This window comes from Streptomyces rimosus subsp. rimosus, from assembly GCF_000720725.1.
GTDB lineage: Bacteria > Actinomycetota > Actinomycetes > Streptomycetales > Streptomycetaceae > Streptomyces > Streptomyces rimosus_A.
This window is the reverse complement of sequence record NZ_JOCQ01000004.1, coordinates 15440-29007: the sequence shown is the minus strand read 5'-3', so window position 1 is coordinate 29007 and position 13568 is coordinate 15440. Positions and strand designations below refer to the sequence as shown.

The 13568-nt window shown below is 71.2% G+C and carries 14 protein-coding genes and 2 pseudogenes; 8 read left to right on the top strand and 8 right to left on the bottom strand.

All coding sequences use genetic code 11. The features are described 5' to 3' along the window. Window positions 1–84: 84 nt before the first annotated feature. From IH45_RS1000000146150 to IH45_RS1000000148525, 5 genes are all read left to right on the top strand, one after another. Window positions 85–711: a DUF3761 domain-containing protein gene (locus IH45_RS1000000146150; protein ID WP_078897197.1), complete on the top strand. Its 627-nt coding sequence runs from the start codon at window positions 85–87 to the stop codon at window positions 709–711. Between the two features lie 81 nt (window positions 712–792). After that, window positions 793–1149: a histone-like nucleoid-structuring protein Lsr2 gene (locus tag IH45_RS0102965; protein ID WP_030660777.1), complete on the top strand. Its 357-nt coding sequence runs from the start codon at window positions 793–795 to the stop codon at window positions 1147–1149. 454 nt (window positions 1150–1603) lie between these two features. Continuing rightward, entirely contained in the window at window positions 1604–1984 is a 381-nt protein-coding gene (locus tag IH45_RS1000000149190) for a DUF6283 family protein (RefSeq protein WP_199810608.1), read from the top strand. Window positions 1985–2004: 20 nt separating this feature from the next. Continuing rightward, entirely contained in the window at window positions 2005–2274 is a 270-nt protein-coding gene (locus IH45_RS0102960; protein WP_030660774.1) for a hypothetical protein, read from the top strand. A gap of 95 nt (window positions 2275–2369) precedes the next feature. Next, window positions 2370–2609 (top strand): hypothetical protein, encoded by a 240-nt coding sequence (locus IH45_RS1000000148525; protein ID WP_158812877.1) that lies wholly within the window; start codon window positions 2370–2372, stop codon window positions 2607–2609. Between the two features lie 86 nt (window positions 2610–2695). Here the strand turns inward: IH45_RS1000000148525 and IH45_RS1000000148520 are convergent, their stop codons facing one another. Further along, window positions 2696–2845, bottom strand: coding sequence for a hypothetical protein (locus tag IH45_RS1000000148520; RefSeq protein ID WP_158812875.1), 150 nt, complete (start codon window positions 2843–2845; stop codon window positions 2696–2698). Window positions 2846–2978: 133 nt separating this feature from the next. Here IH45_RS1000000148520 and IH45_RS0102950 point away from each other — a divergent pair, with 133 nt between their 5' ends. Then, a complete protein-coding gene (locus tag IH45_RS0102950) occupies window positions 2979–3560 on the top strand; it encodes a hypothetical protein (RefSeq protein ID WP_030660772.1) in 582 nt (193 codons plus the stop codon). A 376-nt stretch (window positions 3561–3936) separates the two neighbouring features. Here the strand turns inward: IH45_RS0102950 and IH45_RS0102945 are convergent. Both IH45_RS0102945 and IH45_RS0102940 read right to left on the bottom strand, forming a co-directional pair. Next, window positions 3937–5091, bottom strand: a pseudogene (locus tag IH45_RS0102945) (thiamine pyrophosphate-binding protein); the annotation flags it as partial. 130 nt (window positions 5092–5221) lie between these two features. Then, the gene (locus IH45_RS0102940) at window positions 5222–6586 is read right to left on the bottom strand and encodes a protein phosphatase 2C domain-containing protein (RefSeq protein WP_030660764.1); all 1365 of its coding nucleotides are present in this window, start codon (window positions 6584–6586) and stop codon (window positions 5222–5224) included. 117 nt (window positions 6587–6703) lie between these two features. Between IH45_RS0102940 and IH45_RS1000000146140 the strand changes: the two are divergent. Continuing rightward, window positions 6704–7177, top strand: a pseudogene (locus IH45_RS1000000146140) (DUF456 domain-containing protein); the annotation flags it as partial. On the opposite strand, the gene IH45_RS0102935 reads toward IH45_RS1000000146140, so the two are convergent. The 5 genes from IH45_RS0102935 to IH45_RS0102915 all read right to left on the bottom strand — a co-directional run bounded on the left by IH45_RS0102935 (window position 7063) and on the right by IH45_RS0102915 (window position 12999). Next, window positions 7063–8643, bottom strand: a complete 1581-nt coding sequence (locus IH45_RS0102935; protein ID WP_050514482.1) for a bifunctional transcriptional activator/DNA repair enzyme AdaA — start codon at window positions 8641–8643, stop codon at window positions 7063–7065. The pseudogene IH45_RS1000000146140 and the gene IH45_RS0102935 overlap by 115 nt on opposite strands. Before the next feature lie 166 nt (window positions 8644–8809). After that, on the bottom strand, window positions 8810–9937 hold the full coding sequence (gene rsgA / locus IH45_RS0102930; RefSeq protein WP_030660758.1) for a ribosome small subunit-dependent GTPase A: 1128 nt from the start codon (window positions 9935–9937) through the stop codon (window positions 8810–8812). A gap of 286 nt (window positions 9938–10223) precedes the next feature. Beyond that, on the bottom strand, window positions 10224–11621 hold the full coding sequence (locus IH45_RS0102925; RefSeq protein ID WP_050514481.1) for a nucleotidyl transferase AbiEii/AbiGii toxin family protein: 1398 nt from the start codon (window positions 11619–11621) through the stop codon (window positions 10224–10226). Continuing rightward, window positions 11618–12340 (bottom strand): hypothetical protein, encoded by a 723-nt coding sequence (locus tag IH45_RS0102920; protein ID WP_030660749.1) that lies wholly within the window; start codon window positions 12338–12340, stop codon window positions 11618–11620. The genes IH45_RS0102925 and IH45_RS0102920 overlap by 4 nt, the downstream gene beginning before the upstream one ends. 62 nt (window positions 12341–12402) lie before the next feature. Further along, the gene (locus IH45_RS0102915; RefSeq protein ID WP_030660746.1) at window positions 12403–12999 is read right to left on the bottom strand and encodes a TetR/AcrR family transcriptional regulator; all 597 of its coding nucleotides are present in this window, start codon (window positions 12997–12999) and stop codon (window positions 12403–12405) included. Window positions 13000–13055: 56 nt separating this feature from the next. On the opposite strand from IH45_RS0102915, the gene IH45_RS1000000144955 reads away from it, so the two are divergent. Next, entirely contained in the window at window positions 13056–13457 is a 402-nt protein-coding gene (locus IH45_RS1000000144955) for an STAS domain-containing protein (protein WP_050514480.1), read from the top strand. Window positions 13458–13568 lie beyond the last annotated feature (111 nt).

Below are 13568 nucleotides of genomic sequence, written 5' to 3'. Positions count from 1 at the left end.
CAGCCGGCATCGCCGCAGGACAAGAAGAATGCGCGAGTCGGTTGTGCAGTGATCTTAGGGTTTTTGCTGCTCGTCGGCGGGTGCATGAACCTGGTGGACGGCGACCAGGGCACCTCGTCCAAGCCGAAAGCCACTGCGCCGACGGAGACAAGCTCCACGCTCCCTGACCTCACCGGGGAGACACTTGCAGCCGCGCGGGACAAGGCTTCGGCGTTGGGGATCTCCACTGCCGAAAGTCGTGACCTCTCCGGTCTCAACCGCCCTCAACACCTAGAGGGCAACTGGAAGGTGTGCTCCACCCGACCCGAAGCCGGAGCTGACATAGACGGGGTCGCCGTACTCACATTCGATGTTGTCGAGGTCGGCGAGGAGTGTCTGCCGGCCGTCGGTGGGACGCCTGGCGAAAGCTCCACAAGCGCCGATCCCACAGAACCGGCCGCGGAGCCCACCGTGGACACTACGGACGACAGCGCCTCGGTCAGCACAGCCTCCGGCAGTAGTTCGGACGGTGGGAGTACGACAGGTGGCTCCTCCGACGGAGGCAGCAACTCGGGATCGGACGACAATGCCAGCAGTAGCTCCTCAGGCTCTGGAGGCACCAGTCATCCGGCCGGAGCGTCGGCTCTCTGCAATGACGGTACATACAGCTACAGCCAGCACCGCCGCGGCACGTGCAGCCACCACCACGGCGTAGCCACCTGGCTCAGGTAATTCAGGCCAATTACCAATCCCCCGGCAGCAGCTCGACTGCTAGCCTCCACTAACCCAGTAAGCACAAGGAGAGAATCACCCATGGCTCAGAAGGTCCAGATCCTGCTCGTCGATGACCTCAACGGCGGTAAGGCTGACGAGACCGTGACGTTCGGGCTCGACGGCAAGTCGTACGAGATCGACCTGTCTAAGAAGCACGCGGCGAAGCTGCGCGAGGCCCTCGCCGAGTTCGTGAAGGCAGGACGCAAGACCGGTGGCCGCGCTGTCCGCGGTACGGCAGGTACTTCCAAGGCAACCAGCTCTTCTGCCTCCAAGAATGGTGGCAGCTCGGACACCGCGAAGATCCGCGCTTGGGCCAAGGAGAACGGCTACAACGTCAACGACCGCGGCCGGGTGCCGGCGGAGATCCGCGAGGCGTACGGGAAGGCCAGCGCGTGAGCACTCCGATGATGCCTGACTACAAGCATCTGCGCTCGTGAGGCACACCGTTCGCAAGCGGCCCGAGGGTCGGTGGCAATGCACCGGCTGTCGGGCCGCTTTCGTATCCGAGGAGAACGCAGCGGCGTCGAAGTTCGACTGTCCGCGGGTGCCGTTGCCACACGGATTTCGACGGGAGCACATCGTGTACCCCACCTGGGGCAGAGATCGCTCCTGCGAGACGTGGGGGTGCCCGGACCCTGATCCGTCGCACGAATTCCACGGCCCTGGTCAGTACTGCGACGACATCATGTGCCCCTGCATGACGCATGACTGCGACTGTGACGTGTGCAAAGGCGTCGTTTCGGCCCCAGGGCTCAACGTGCTCCGGGATAATCACGAAGGCGGCGGCGAGGAAAGACTGAGTCGCCTGGATCGAGTGCAGTGACCGCAGTTATCGAGAAGGACGTGACCATTGAGTTACCTACCGCACCGTCGGCGCCCTTGTGCGGAGTGCCCTTGGCGACGGGACGTGGCCCCTGGGCAGTTCCCTGCCGAGCGCTTCGAAGCACTGAAGAACACGGTGCAGCACAGCCAGCCGCAGACAGTGAGTGATGTGGTGGAACAACCACTGTTTGCCTGCCACAAGAGTTCGGTCGGGCGCGAGGAGGCGTGCGCCGGCTTCTTGGCTGTTGCTGGTGGGCAGAACCTGGCGGTGCGTCTGGCATGGACGCAAGGCCGGATTCCGGCGCACGCGTTGCGGCCTGGTGAAGACTGGCCACCATTGTTCGAGACGTATGAGGAGATGGCACGCACTCAGGGTGCGGTTTCACCGGATGATGGAGAGAGGGAATGAGCGGGGTTCCCGGAGATGGCATGACTGCGGCGGCAGCCGCGGAGGCACGCTGGGGCATCGCATACGAGGACGAGGACGGCGAGCTAGGAGAATGGAGGCTGCGTCATGGCCTCGGGATGGAAACACTGATCTTCGCCTTCAACGATGCGCTGGGCCCTGAGCAGGTGGAGGCAGCGCAGGTCTGGGCGGCCGGTGTTCTGACTACGGACTACGGACTGTCGGTGTGCGGCTGGGAGCCGAACTACTGGGGTCAGGAAGAGCCGCAGAACTGGCTCGCGGCCACCGCTTGACACTGGTGGCCCTGCTTCGTACGGAACTTCCGGGCGCCGGCACTTGAGCATGGCGAAACTTCAGGCATGAACCAAGAGGAAGAGAGGCCGCCACGGTGGCACAGGAAGAACTGACTGACGATCTTATCCGCCGCACGGAGAAAGCAGCGATGAAGATCGCTCAGCTTGCCGTAGACACCGGCATCACGTTCAAGATCAATGATGTGGTTGATCAAGTAGAACAGGATCTCCCGCCGAACTATCCGACACCAAGTAAAGGCGCCGAAACCCGTCGTGACGTGATCACCCGCATCGCGCAATGCATCGCCTCAGGCCAGCTCTACGAAGGCCAGTGACCTGACACCACAGCGTGCCGACGGTAAGTTCACAGCAACAGCAAGGTACGACGGAGCCCCGACTCGAAAGCCGGGGCTCCAGGTACTCAGGCGGCAGCGCGGATGATGACTTCGAATCCGAAACGGGCGGGGAAGTATCCGCACACCACGCCGGCGGAGTAGCCATGCTCCAGAAGCTGGTTGGCGCGGATACAGGCTGCTTTGTAGGTCTCGTACCACTCGATGAGGCGGTCCATGTTCGCTTCCTTCCGTGGGGCGCTCTGCCCCTCACTGCTTACACGGGGCCTCGGAACCGGGCGGACATCATCGCTGCCAGAAAAATCTTCCAAGCCCCGGTGCCGCTCCGCCCTCCCCCACTAGAGTCCCCACATGGCCTACGAGGACCCCATGACGACGATCGAGTACCGCGTCGACGACACCACCACGATCGCGGTCTCCCGCAATCGCCGCACAGACGATGAAATCTTCTTGGGAATCCATTCCTACCCGTACGTCTCCCAAGCGACCGTTCTGCCGGAAGGGCCCGACCTTCTCAACATCGGCTGGGTGGGTGGTACCCCTGAGGAGGCATATAAGGGCTGCCTGGGACGGCTGATCAGCTCGCGCCTGGAGCAGCGCACTCGCAGCGGCCTTGATGGAGGCACCGCAGAGGACGTCCTGGAGCCGATCAGGCACCAGATGTGGCAGTGGTTGTACGAGGCCCACATCGACGGCGACCCTGATATGCCCATGATGGAGATCAGCGACGGGGAAATCTGGAGCGACGACCGTGAGGCGGTCCTCACGGCAATCCGCCGGACCCTGACCGCCGGCCTGTGCGAGAGCGATCGGGTAGGCCGCCTCACACTACGCCGCCGCGGCTACCGCGTTTTCGGGCAGCCGGGTGTGACGTTCGCTCCCGAGACCATCCTCTTCACGATCAAGCCCGTGGCCCCTCAGAAGGCTGGGTGAAGGTACGACGGAGCCCTGGCCGACTCAACTTGTGGTAGCAGTTTGGGCAGTACGTGGCGAGAACCAACGTCTTCGCTGCGACGTGAAGCTACGATCATGCTCACGAAGGAAGAGGTGATCGCCATGGCGTCGCTGCCACAGGTTGAGTCGACCCACGCTAAGTTCATACGGCGACAGCAGAAGTTGAACGCCGAGTACAGCGCCGGGGAGGGTTCCCGAGCCGTCACACTGACGGAACCACAGCGAGCCTTGATCGAGCACCTCTTGAGCGGTGTAGACGGCCCCGTGGCCGACAGCATCCGCCTCGTCCTGGACCTCGAAGACCACGTTTGCGCAGGTCAGAGCCCCTGCCCGCACCACGATGTTGACAAGCAGTACCGGTGTCGACGGTGAAGACCGCGTCGTCCGCGGCCTCCTCGTCCAGCACGGACGCGACGAATTCGGGGTGGATCGGCGTGTGCTTCTCGACCTTGCGCGTATAGGCCTTCACGACGCCTTCCAGGGCGTCGGCGTGCTTCTTCAGCATCCGGTCGAGGAACTTGCGGCTCTTCTTGGGCGTGACGCGCGGATTCAGGCAGCGCAGCGTCTCGCGGACGTCGCCCCAGACGGCGAGGTCCAGCTTGGAGCGGCGGCCGAGCCGTTCGGGGCGCACGTCCACCTGGACGATCTTGACATCGTCCGGCAGGAAGGCGTTGTACGGGAAGTCGGTGCCCAGCAGGATCAGCAGGTCGCACTCGTGCGTGGCCTCGTAGGCCGCGCCGTAGCCGAGCAGGCCGCTCATGCCGACGTCGTACGGGTTGTCGTACTGGATCCACTCCTTGCCGCGCAGCGCGTGGCCCACCGGGGCCTTGAGGCGTTCGGCGAACTCCATCACCTCGGCGTGCGCCCCCGCGGTGCCGCTGCCGCAGAACAGCGTGACCGTGCCCGCGTCCTCGATCATCCGGACCAGCCGGTCGATCTCCGCGTCGCCGGGGCGCACGGTGGGGCGCGAGGTGACCAGCGCGTGCTCGATGGAGCGCTCGGGTGCCTCCTGGTCGGCGATGTCGCCGGGCAGCGAGACGACGGAGACGCCGCTGAGCCCGATGGCGTTCTGTACGGCCGTCTGCAGCACCCGCGGCATCTGGTCGCGGCTGGAGATCATCTCGCTGTAGTGGCTGCACTCGGTGAACAGCCGGTCCGGGTGGGTCTCCTGGAAGAAGCCGGTGCCGATCTCGCTGGAGGGGATGTGCGAGGCGAGCGCGAGCACCGGGGCCATCGAGCGGTGGGCGTCGAACAGGCCGTTGATCAGGTGCAGGTTGCCGGGGCCGCAGGAGCCCGCGCAGGCCGCCAGCCGTCCGGCGATCTGGGCCTCGGCGCCCGCCGCGAACGCGGCGACCTCTTCGTGGCGGACCTGGATCCAGTCGATCCCGGCGGTGCGGCGGACCGCGTCGACGACGGGGTTGAGGCTGTCGCCGACGACCCCGTAGAGCCGCTGGACACCGGCGCGCACCAGGATGTCGACGAACTGCCCGGCCACGGTCTGTTTCGCCATGTCGCTGTCGCTCCTCCGGACGCGGGGCCGCGGGCGGGCTCCGCCCTCCGACGGCGGCCCGTTCTGCGGCATTCCTTCCCGGTTCTACCACTCCCCCGCGCCGGTGTCCGTCCGGACTACGCCTGCCGCGTCACCCGGGCCGTACCGCATCCGCCGCCTCCGGCCTCTCCCACACCGCCACGGCCGTACGGTCCTGTCCGTACCCCTCCGCGTGCAGCCGGACGTCGGCCAGGAACGCCGCGAGCCCCGGCGGCTCGGCGACCGTCCAGCGAGCGGCCAGGCGGCTGCCGAACCCGGCCGCCTCGGTCAGTGGGCCCGCGAACCCGGCACTGCACAGCAGCAGGAGGTCGCCGGGCCGCGCGGCCACGGTCCGGAAGCGGAACGGCTCCGGCGAGGTGCGCGGCGCGGGTTCGTACGGCCGCTGCCAGGGCTGCCCGGACGGGGCGCGGGGCAGGCCGGGGAGGGTGCCGCCGAGGTCCGGGGGGAGGGCGTTCGGGGCGAGGGTGTTCGGGGCGGCGGTATCGGGGGAGACGGTGTCCGCCCCAGAGGTACTCGGACCGGGCGCATCCGGTACCAGGGTGTCCGGCCCGGGAGCGCCGGGGACCGGCCACCGTGGTGTGTCCACGAGCGTCTCCCGCCCGCTCGCCCCGGCCGCCGGGCCGCCCGGCATGTCCTCCGGGGGCGGTGGCTCCAGGTCCTGCCACCCGCCGTTGCTCAGCCGGAAGAACCCGCCCGCGCCGACACCGAAGAAGACCCGGGTCCGGCAGGCCGGGTCGGCGGGCAGCAGCAGGCAGCGCAGCGCGGCCGTGTACTGCCCGGGCTCCATGCCGTGCTCACCGGCGTACGCGCGGAGCTTGCCGTAGCTGCGGTCGGTCAGGCGGTGCAGACCCGCCTTGAGGGCGTCGCGGTTGCCCGTACGGACGTCCTCCGCCAACCGGGTGTAGCTGCGGCCGACGGCTCCGCCGATCCAGCGGCAGGCGTCGCGGGCCGCACGGTGGGCGCCTCCGTACGCGTACGACCCTTCGCCGGGGGCCGCGGTGGCCACGGCGACCAGGATCAGCGCGTGCTGTCCGGCGCCGAAGCGGGCGGTGAGCAGGGCGTCGCCACGCGGCTCCCCGCGGTGGCGGGCGGCCTCGCCGCGCAGTGAGGCGGCGCGCAGGGTGAGCGTTCCGTACCCGGCGCCGTCCAGCTCGGTGTCCGGTAAGAGATCGTCCAGTGCGGCCGGGTCGGCGGCGGGCAGGGCCATCGGCTCGGGCTCGAAGGCGGGTCCGGCCGGTGCCCCCGTACCCCTGCCCGTACCCGCATCGGCACCGGCGGGCGGTACGGCATCGGGCGCCTGCCCCACCGTGCGGAACGCGGAGTCCACCCGGTCGTCGAGCGAGTCCCGGGCCGCATCCGCGGGGCCGGTGTCCCGGGCCGCGGCGTCACCGTCGTCCTCGTACAACTCCCGCCACCACGCGTCCTCGTGGCGGCGCCGGTCCCCCTGTCGGTCCATGGGCCGCATTGTCCACCGGCCGGGGCCGCGGAGACAGGGCCCGGAACGGCGTCACCGCGCCGCCCGGCCGGTACGCGCCAAGGAGCGCGCCGGCCCCGGTTCCGGCACGCTGGGGCCATGGGCGGATGGCAGTTGCTCACGGTCGGCCTCGTCCTGCTGCTCGGGCTGCTCGGCGTGCTGGCCCCGGGCGTACCGGGGCCGCCGATCGTCTGGGCGGGCGTGCTGTGGTGGGCGATGGCCGAGCGGACCACCCTGGCCTGGTTCGTCCTGATCGGCACGAGTGCCGTACTGCTGCTCGCCCAGGCCCTCGCCTGGCTGCTGCCGCCCCGAGACCCCCGGGCCGCCGGCGCCCCGTACCGGACCCTGTACGCGAGCGGCGCCGCGGGCATCCTCGGGTTCTTCGTGGTGCCCGTGGTGGGGGCCGTGCTGGGCTCGGTCGGCGCGCTGTACCTGCTGGAGCGGGAGCGCCTGGGCAGTCACGGCGACGCGTGGGCCGCCACTCGCACGGCCATGCGGGCCATCGGGTTCGCCGTGCTGGTCGAGCTGTACGCCTGCCTGCTGGCGGTCGGCGCCTGGACCGGCGCCGTCATCGCGAGCTGATCCTCCCGGGTGCCCGCGGCCTGCCAGAGGTGGTGCAGGGCGTACGACCGCCAGGGCCGCCACGCCTCCGGTGACGCCCCGCCGCCGCCCACCGGCCCCACGTCCGGGTCGCCCAGCGCCCGCATCCGGATGTACGCGGCTGCCGCCGGGCCCGCCCCGGGCAGGACGCGCAGCGCACGCTCGGCGGCGTCCCGGTCCGCGCCCGCGTCCAGCCGGACCGCCCCGTCGGCGAGCGCGCCGCACAGCGCGCGCACCGGTTCCGGCACTCCGGCGCCGGTCAGCGCGGCGGGCTCGGGGAAGAGGTGGGTGAGCGCGCCGTCCGCCGCGTCCAGCGGCTTGCCGTACGTCCGTACCAGCGCGGCGGCGCGTTCCGGCGGCCCGCCGAGGACGGTCCGTACGGCCAGTTCCTCGGGGTCGGCGGCGCCCGGCGACCGCAGTCCGGGGCGGGCGGCGACCAGCGGGCCGAGCAGCGGGTCGGCGCCCAGGCGCTCGGCGACGGCGTACGGGTCGGCGTCCAGGTCGAACAGGCGGCGCATCCGCTGGACGGCGGTGGACAGGTCACGCAGGTCGGTCAGGTGCAGCCGGCACTCCAGCCAGCCGCCGTGCGCGCCCCGGGCGGCCGGGCACACCAGTCCGGCGCGCGGCCGGCGCGGCTGCCGGGAGCCGGCGTGCTCGTCGACCTCGGCGATGCCGCTGCCGTGGGTGAGCCGCAGCGTACGGCGGTACGTACGGGAGCCGCGCGCGCCGCGCACCTCCTCCACGCCGGGCACCGCGCGCGCTTGGAGGAAGTCGAAGATCTCGGCGGCGGCGTACGGGCCCCGGTAGGCCAGCCGCAGCGGGACACCGGCGGGCGCGCCGTGCCGCGTGGCGCCGGACGGGCCCGTCCCCGTCCCCGCGCGGGTTCCGGCCGCCGCGCGCAGTTCGCTCGGCGTGCTGGCGTAGATCTCGCGCATCGTGTCGTTGAACTGCCGGATGCTGGCGAATCCGGCGGCGAAGGCCAGGTCGGTGACCGGCAGGCCGGTGGTCTGGAGGAGCAGCCGCGCGGTGTGCGCGCGGCGGGCCCGCGCCAGGGCCACGGGCCCGGCGCCCAGCTCGGCCGTGAGCTGCCGCTGCACCTGCCGCGCGCTGTACCCCAGCCGCCGCGCGAGGCCGCCGACGCCCTCCCGGTCGACCACGCCGTCATCGATGAACCGCATGGCGCGGCCGACCAGGTCGGCCCGGACGTTCCACTCCGCCGAGCCCGGCACGGCGTCCGGTCGGCACCGGCGGCAGGCCCGGAACCCGGCGCCCTGCGCGGCCGCCGCGGACGCGTAGAACCGTACGTTCGGGCGCTTGGGGGTGACCGCCGGGCAGCTCGGGCGGCAGTAGATCCCGGTCGTCACGACGGCGAAGAAGAACTCGCCGTCGAACCGCGCGTCCCGGCTCGACACCGCCTCGTACCTGGTCTCGTCGTCCATCACACGATCCAGTGTGCGCGACGCCCGGGAGGTTCCCTGGCGGGAATCGGACATCGTGTCGGGGCGGGCGGGCGGGCACGGGTGCGGTGCGGTGGTGAACGGTGCGGGGACGAGCCGCCCGCACCGGGGCGGGCGAGCGCCTGAAGGCGCCCACCCGCCCGGCCGCTCAGCCCCGGGCCCCCCTCTTCCGCTCCACCATGTGACGCCCCAGGGCCATCTTCTGCTTCCAGTCCCTGCGGATCTCCGCCCGCAGCCGGGCGTCCGTCTTGGCCGCGATGCGTTCGTTCTCCCGCAGCAGCTTGCGGTAGCTCTCCAGGCGCCGCTGCGGCAGCGCGCCGCTCTCGATGGCCTCCAGCACCGCGCACCCGGGCTCCGTGGCGTGCGCGCAGTCGTGGAAACGGCACTGCGCGGCCAGTTCCTCGACGTCCGAGAAGGCCCGCGCGAGCCCGGTGTCGGCGTCCCACATGCCGACGCCCCGCAGGCCGGGGGTGTCGATCAGCACCCCGCCGCCGGGCAGCACCAGCAGGTCCCGGGTGGTCGTGGTGTGCCGGCCCTTGCCGTCCCGGTCGCGGGCGGCCCGTACGTCCTGCACGTCCTCGCCCACCAGCGCGTTGGCGAGCGTCGACTTGCCCGCGCCGGACTGCCCGAGCAGTACGGACGTGCCGCCGGCCAGTACCGCGGCGAGGACGTCCAGCCCGTCACCGGCGGTCGCGCTGGCCGCCAGCACCTGCACCCCGGGCGCGGCGGTCGCCACGTCCGCGACCAGGTGCGCCAGCACGTCCGGGGCGCCGACCAGGTCGGCCTTGGTGAGCACGACCAGCGGCTGCGCCCCGCTCTCCCAGGCCAGGGAGACGAAGCGCTCGATGCGCCCGAGGTCCAGGTCCACGGCGAGCGACACCGCGACCACGGCGTGGTCCACGTTCGCCGCCAGCACCTGCCCCTCGGACCGCTTGGACGAGGTGGACCGTACGAACGCGGTACGCCGCGGCAGCAGCGCCCGCACCACACCGTCGCGGCCCGCGCCCACCTCGCCGAGGTCGATCACGGCCCAGTCCCCGGTGCACGGCACCCGCATCGGATCACGGGTGGCCACCAGCGCGGTGTCCGCCAGCACGGTCCGGACACCGTCCCCGTCGGACACCACGGCGTCCACGCGCCCGCGGTCCACACGGACGACACGGCCGGGCACGGACCCCGGCCCGGCACAGGCGGCGAAACTCTCCGCGAAGCCGTCGTCCCAGCCGTAGGCGGTCAGCGGGCGCGACGAGGCGGAGGAGAAGGAAGACGATTGCAAGGGAAACCCTTCACAAGGGTGGCCCCGGCCCCACGCGCCCGGCGCGTGGCAGGAAATGAGGTCGAGTCAGCCGGAGACCACGGAGGTGGAATGGATGGTCTTCTGATTGCGGGCAGCGCCCATCGCAAAGACAGCCATCGGTCACACCTCCTGAATCTTCCACGGCCGGCCACGGCGGCCGGAGGGCCACCGCGGGGAACGGGCTCACCTTAGCCCGGCCACGGAATCCGGCGCCAACGTATTTATTCGCGCCACCACGCTCACCCAAGGGGCCGCGCCCCGCGTCTCAGTCCCCCTCCTGTACGAGCGTCCGCACCGCCTCATGCAGAGACTCCACCAGCCGTTCCCTGTCGTAGGGACCGGCATGGGCCACCCGGTACGACGCCACGGCCCTGGCCGCGTCCGTCAGCCGGTCGTCGAGCGGGCCCTCCAGCAGCTCCGCCGTGACGACCAGCGCGTTGTCGACGCTGACGTAGTCCTTGAGCAGGAGTTGCTGGACCGCTTCCATGCCCTGCCCCGCCAGCACCTCCCGGCACTCCTCCGTCAGCGGGGCCAGCCAGGCGGCCCGTTGCTGGTAGGCGGGGGAGGCGCCGCTGCCGTCGTCGAAGGCGTAGGTGGGGGCCAGTGCGGTGACGAGACGGTCGACGTAGGCGTATTCGGTGGGGGCGGCGTGTTCCGGGTGGTCCTTGCGGAACTCGTCCCACTCCTGTTCGTTCGCGGTCCAGGCGATGGACGGGAGCAGGACCGGGTTGCGGTCGTAGTATCCGCCTTCCACACCGCGGAAAACGGCTCGCAGCAGCGGGAACGGCAGCTCGGTCGATTCGGCGAGCAGGACCGCGTCGTACAGGTCCTTGCCTTCCGGGAAGCGGTCCGAGACCAGCCACAGGATCTTCCAGGCGAGGGAGAGTGCGGGAGTGGCGGCCTGGACCCGGGCCGGCTCCATGCCGTCGGGGCCCGGGACTTCGGCGGGGGCCGGGGGCTCGGGGAGGTGTTCGTTGAAGACGAAGTCGAGCTGGACGGTGCCCGGCGGTATGCCGTCGTCGTGTGCCGTCCACGGGATGACCAGCCGCCGGCCGGGGACCCGGTCGTACGTCCAGATCTCGTCGCCGACCGCGCCGTCCGCGTGGAGGTGTACCGGGCCGCCGCGCAGGGACAGTTCCCCGGCCGCGCGGGCGATGCCGTCGAGCATGCGGTCCGTACGGCCGTCCCGTTCGTTCCAGGTCGGCGGTACGACGACGAAGTCCAGGTCACCGGGTTCACGGGCCGCGGCGCCGAACCAGGCCCGCAGGAGCACGCTGCCGCGCAGGACGAGGTGACCGGCCCATTCGGAGGTCGCGACGGCGGTCAGCGCGTGGTGCAGGGCGTGGCGGCGGGCGGCGTACCAGCGGCGGCCGGCCGCCGCGTCGGCGAACCGCGGCTCGCCCAGCCGCATGGCGTGCAGGTGCTGGCGGACCGACGGGTCGAACACGGGCGGCTGGACGACGCCCTCGCCCCGTACGGGCAGCAGGGTCGCCGGGAGGTCCATCGCGGCGCGCGTCGCCTCGTCCGGCGGCGTCGTGGGGACGACGGCGGTCGCGGGCCAGGGGCCGTACCCGAAGTCACGCCAGTGTCGGACCCGTTCCCCGTGCCCGCGCTCCGTCGCTTGCTCCTGCTCCAGCCCTGTCGCCTGCTCCCGCTCCGTCATGTGCCCGCCCCCGCCGCGTACGTCGATGTCTCGTCGATCCAGCCGTCGTCCAGGGCCTCGTTGCTGTCGTGAACGACGAATTCCCGTTCGACGGAGGCTATGTCATGCCCGGTCGCGCGCAGTGCGGCCAGCAGCGTGGCCAGGCGCCGTTCGGCGGTGTCCCGGCCGACCGCGCGGCAGCGCTGGGTCACGAAGCGCTCCTCACGCCCGTCGGACCGGATGCGTCGCGCGTTGCGGGAGAGGTGTGCCGCGTGCGGCGCGACGAGGTCCGCGAGGCCGGTGCGCGCGCCCGTTGGGGCGGGGCTCAGCAGGAGTTTGACGTGGTGTTCGAAGTAGTGGGCCGGGCCCAGGACGGCTGCCGCCGCGTCGGTGACCGGCACGCCGTCGGCCCACGGCGTGGTCTCGATCTTCGTACGGACCACCTCGAAACCGGCGGCGCGCAGCTCCGCCGCCTCGGCCGCCGACCGCGCCCGCATCAGGTCCGCCGGCCCGTTGCCGTGCAGGGTCAGCATGGGCTGGGACGGCGTGCTGCCGCGCTCCAGAACGATGTGGACCCACTTCAGTCCGCGCGCCGCCGCGTAGCGTTCGAGGCCGGCGGCCCGGTCCCCGTCCGCGCCGGTGTCCCGTACGGTCAGATGCGTTTCGAACGCGCCCTGGAAGGGCGGCGCCTGGGACGTACGGGCCTGTCGCGTGGCCGGCCGGTGGCCGTTTTTGATCATCCGGGTATGTTTTCAGACGGCCCCGGCCGGGTCGCGGTCGCCTCCGTACGGACCCGACCGGCTCACCGGTGCTGTTCGATCAGGCAGCGGGCCATCGTCTGGGCACGGCGCGCGGCGTGCGGGTCGCCCTCGGCGGCGGAGATGATCGAGCCCTTCATGAGGATGTGCCAGGAGCGGGCGAAGCCGTCGGAGTCGCGCAGGCCGGCCTCTTCGGCCAAGGTACGGACGAGAATCCGGACGTTTTCCAGGTGGCGGATGCTGGCCCGGCCCAGTGGGTGCTGCCAGCCCATCTCCAGCAGGACGTTGATGAACGTGCAGGCGTCGAAGTCGGGGTGGCGGAACCAGTCGTCGAAGACGTCGAAGACGGCCAGCAGGCGTTCCTCGGGGGTGCTGCCGCGGCGGCGGGCGCCGGCCTCGATCAGGCCGCGGGTCCACTGCTGTTCGCGCCGGTCGAGGAAGGCGAGGACCAGGTCGTCCTTGGAGGGGAAGTGGCGGTAGAAGGTTGCCTTGGCGACCTGGGAGCGGTGGATGACCTCGTTGACGCCGACATCGCGGATGCCACGGCGTGAGAAGAGGTCGTAGGCGGCGCTCAGTACGCGCTCGCGGGCGCCGGGCCGGGCTCCGGCGTGCGACGCGGCCGGCGCGCACTCGGTCGTCATGGTGGCACCCAGTGTAGGCGTGGACAGACCGGTTTGACTCCTGACACGATGGGGTCATGTCCCTACAGACAGACCGGTCTTCCCAGGCCGGTCCGGATGCCCTGGGGGTCCGCACCCGGCTGTTCGGCTCCTCGGCCGTGCTGACCGTGCGGGGCGAGATCGATTACGGCACCGTACCCGTCCTGGACGAGGCCGTCGCGGCGTTACCGCCCGGCCTGGGCAGCGTGGTCCTCGAAATGACCGGGGTCACCTTCATGGACGCGGCCGGGCTGCACTTCCTGCGGCGGCTGGACGCGTACGGCCGGCGGTGCCAGATCCCGGTCCGGGCCCTCAACCTGCGCCGCCAGCCCCGCCGTGTGCTGGACCTGGCCCGTACCTGGCCCGGCACGCCGCGGGCGGAGAAGTTCTTCGGCCGGGCGGCGCCGGCCGGTGTGCCGACGGCCCAGGAGCCGCAGTGAGACGGCGCTCGCTCGCGGTCCTGCGGCTCCCCTCCGCCCGGCTCGCACCGCGGAGAGCGCCGGGCGAGGCGGGACGCTGTCTGACGGCCCGTCAGCGCATCTCTCCCCCGC

Coding starts and splice junctions, on each gene's coding strand:
- IH45_RS1000000146150 (WP_078897197.1), top strand. CDS start 85: ATGAACCTGGTGGACGGCGACCAGGGCACCTCGTCCAAGCCGAAAGCC.
- IH45_RS0102965 (WP_030660777.1), top strand. CDS start 793: ATGGCTCAGAAGGTCCAGATCCTGCTCGTCGATGACCTCAACGGCGGT.
- IH45_RS0102960 (WP_030660774.1), top strand. CDS start 2,005: ATGACTGCGGCGGCAGCCGCGGAGGCACGCTGGGGCATCGCATACGAG.
- IH45_RS1000000148520 (WP_158812875.1), bottom strand. CDS start 2,845: ATGGACCGCCTCATCGAGTGGTACGAGACCTACAAAGCAGCCTGTATC.
- IH45_RS0102950 (WP_030660772.1), top strand. CDS start 2,979: ATGGCCTACGAGGACCCCATGACGACGATCGAGTACCGCGTCGACGAC.
- IH45_RS0102940 (WP_030660764.1), bottom strand. CDS start 6,586: ATGGACCGACAGGGGGACCGGCGCCGCCACGAGGACGCGTGGTGGCGG.
- IH45_RS0102935 (WP_050514482.1), bottom strand. CDS start 8,643: ATGGACGACGAGACCAGGTACGAGGCGGTGTCGAGCCGGGACGCGCGG.
- IH45_RS0102925 (WP_050514481.1), bottom strand. CDS start 11,621: ATGACGGAGCGGGAGCAGGCGACAGGGCTGGAGCAGGAGCAAGCGACG.
- IH45_RS0102920 (WP_030660749.1), bottom strand. CDS start 12,340: ATGATCAAAAACGGCCACCGGCCGGCCACGCGACAGGCCCGTACGTCC.
- IH45_RS0102915 (WP_030660746.1), bottom strand. CDS start 12,999: ATGACGACCGAGTGCGCGCCGGCCGCGTCGCACGCCGGAGCCCGGCCC.
- IH45_RS1000000144955 (WP_050514480.1), top strand. CDS start 13,056: ATGTCCCTACAGACAGACCGGTCTTCCCAGGCCGGTCCGGATGCCCTG.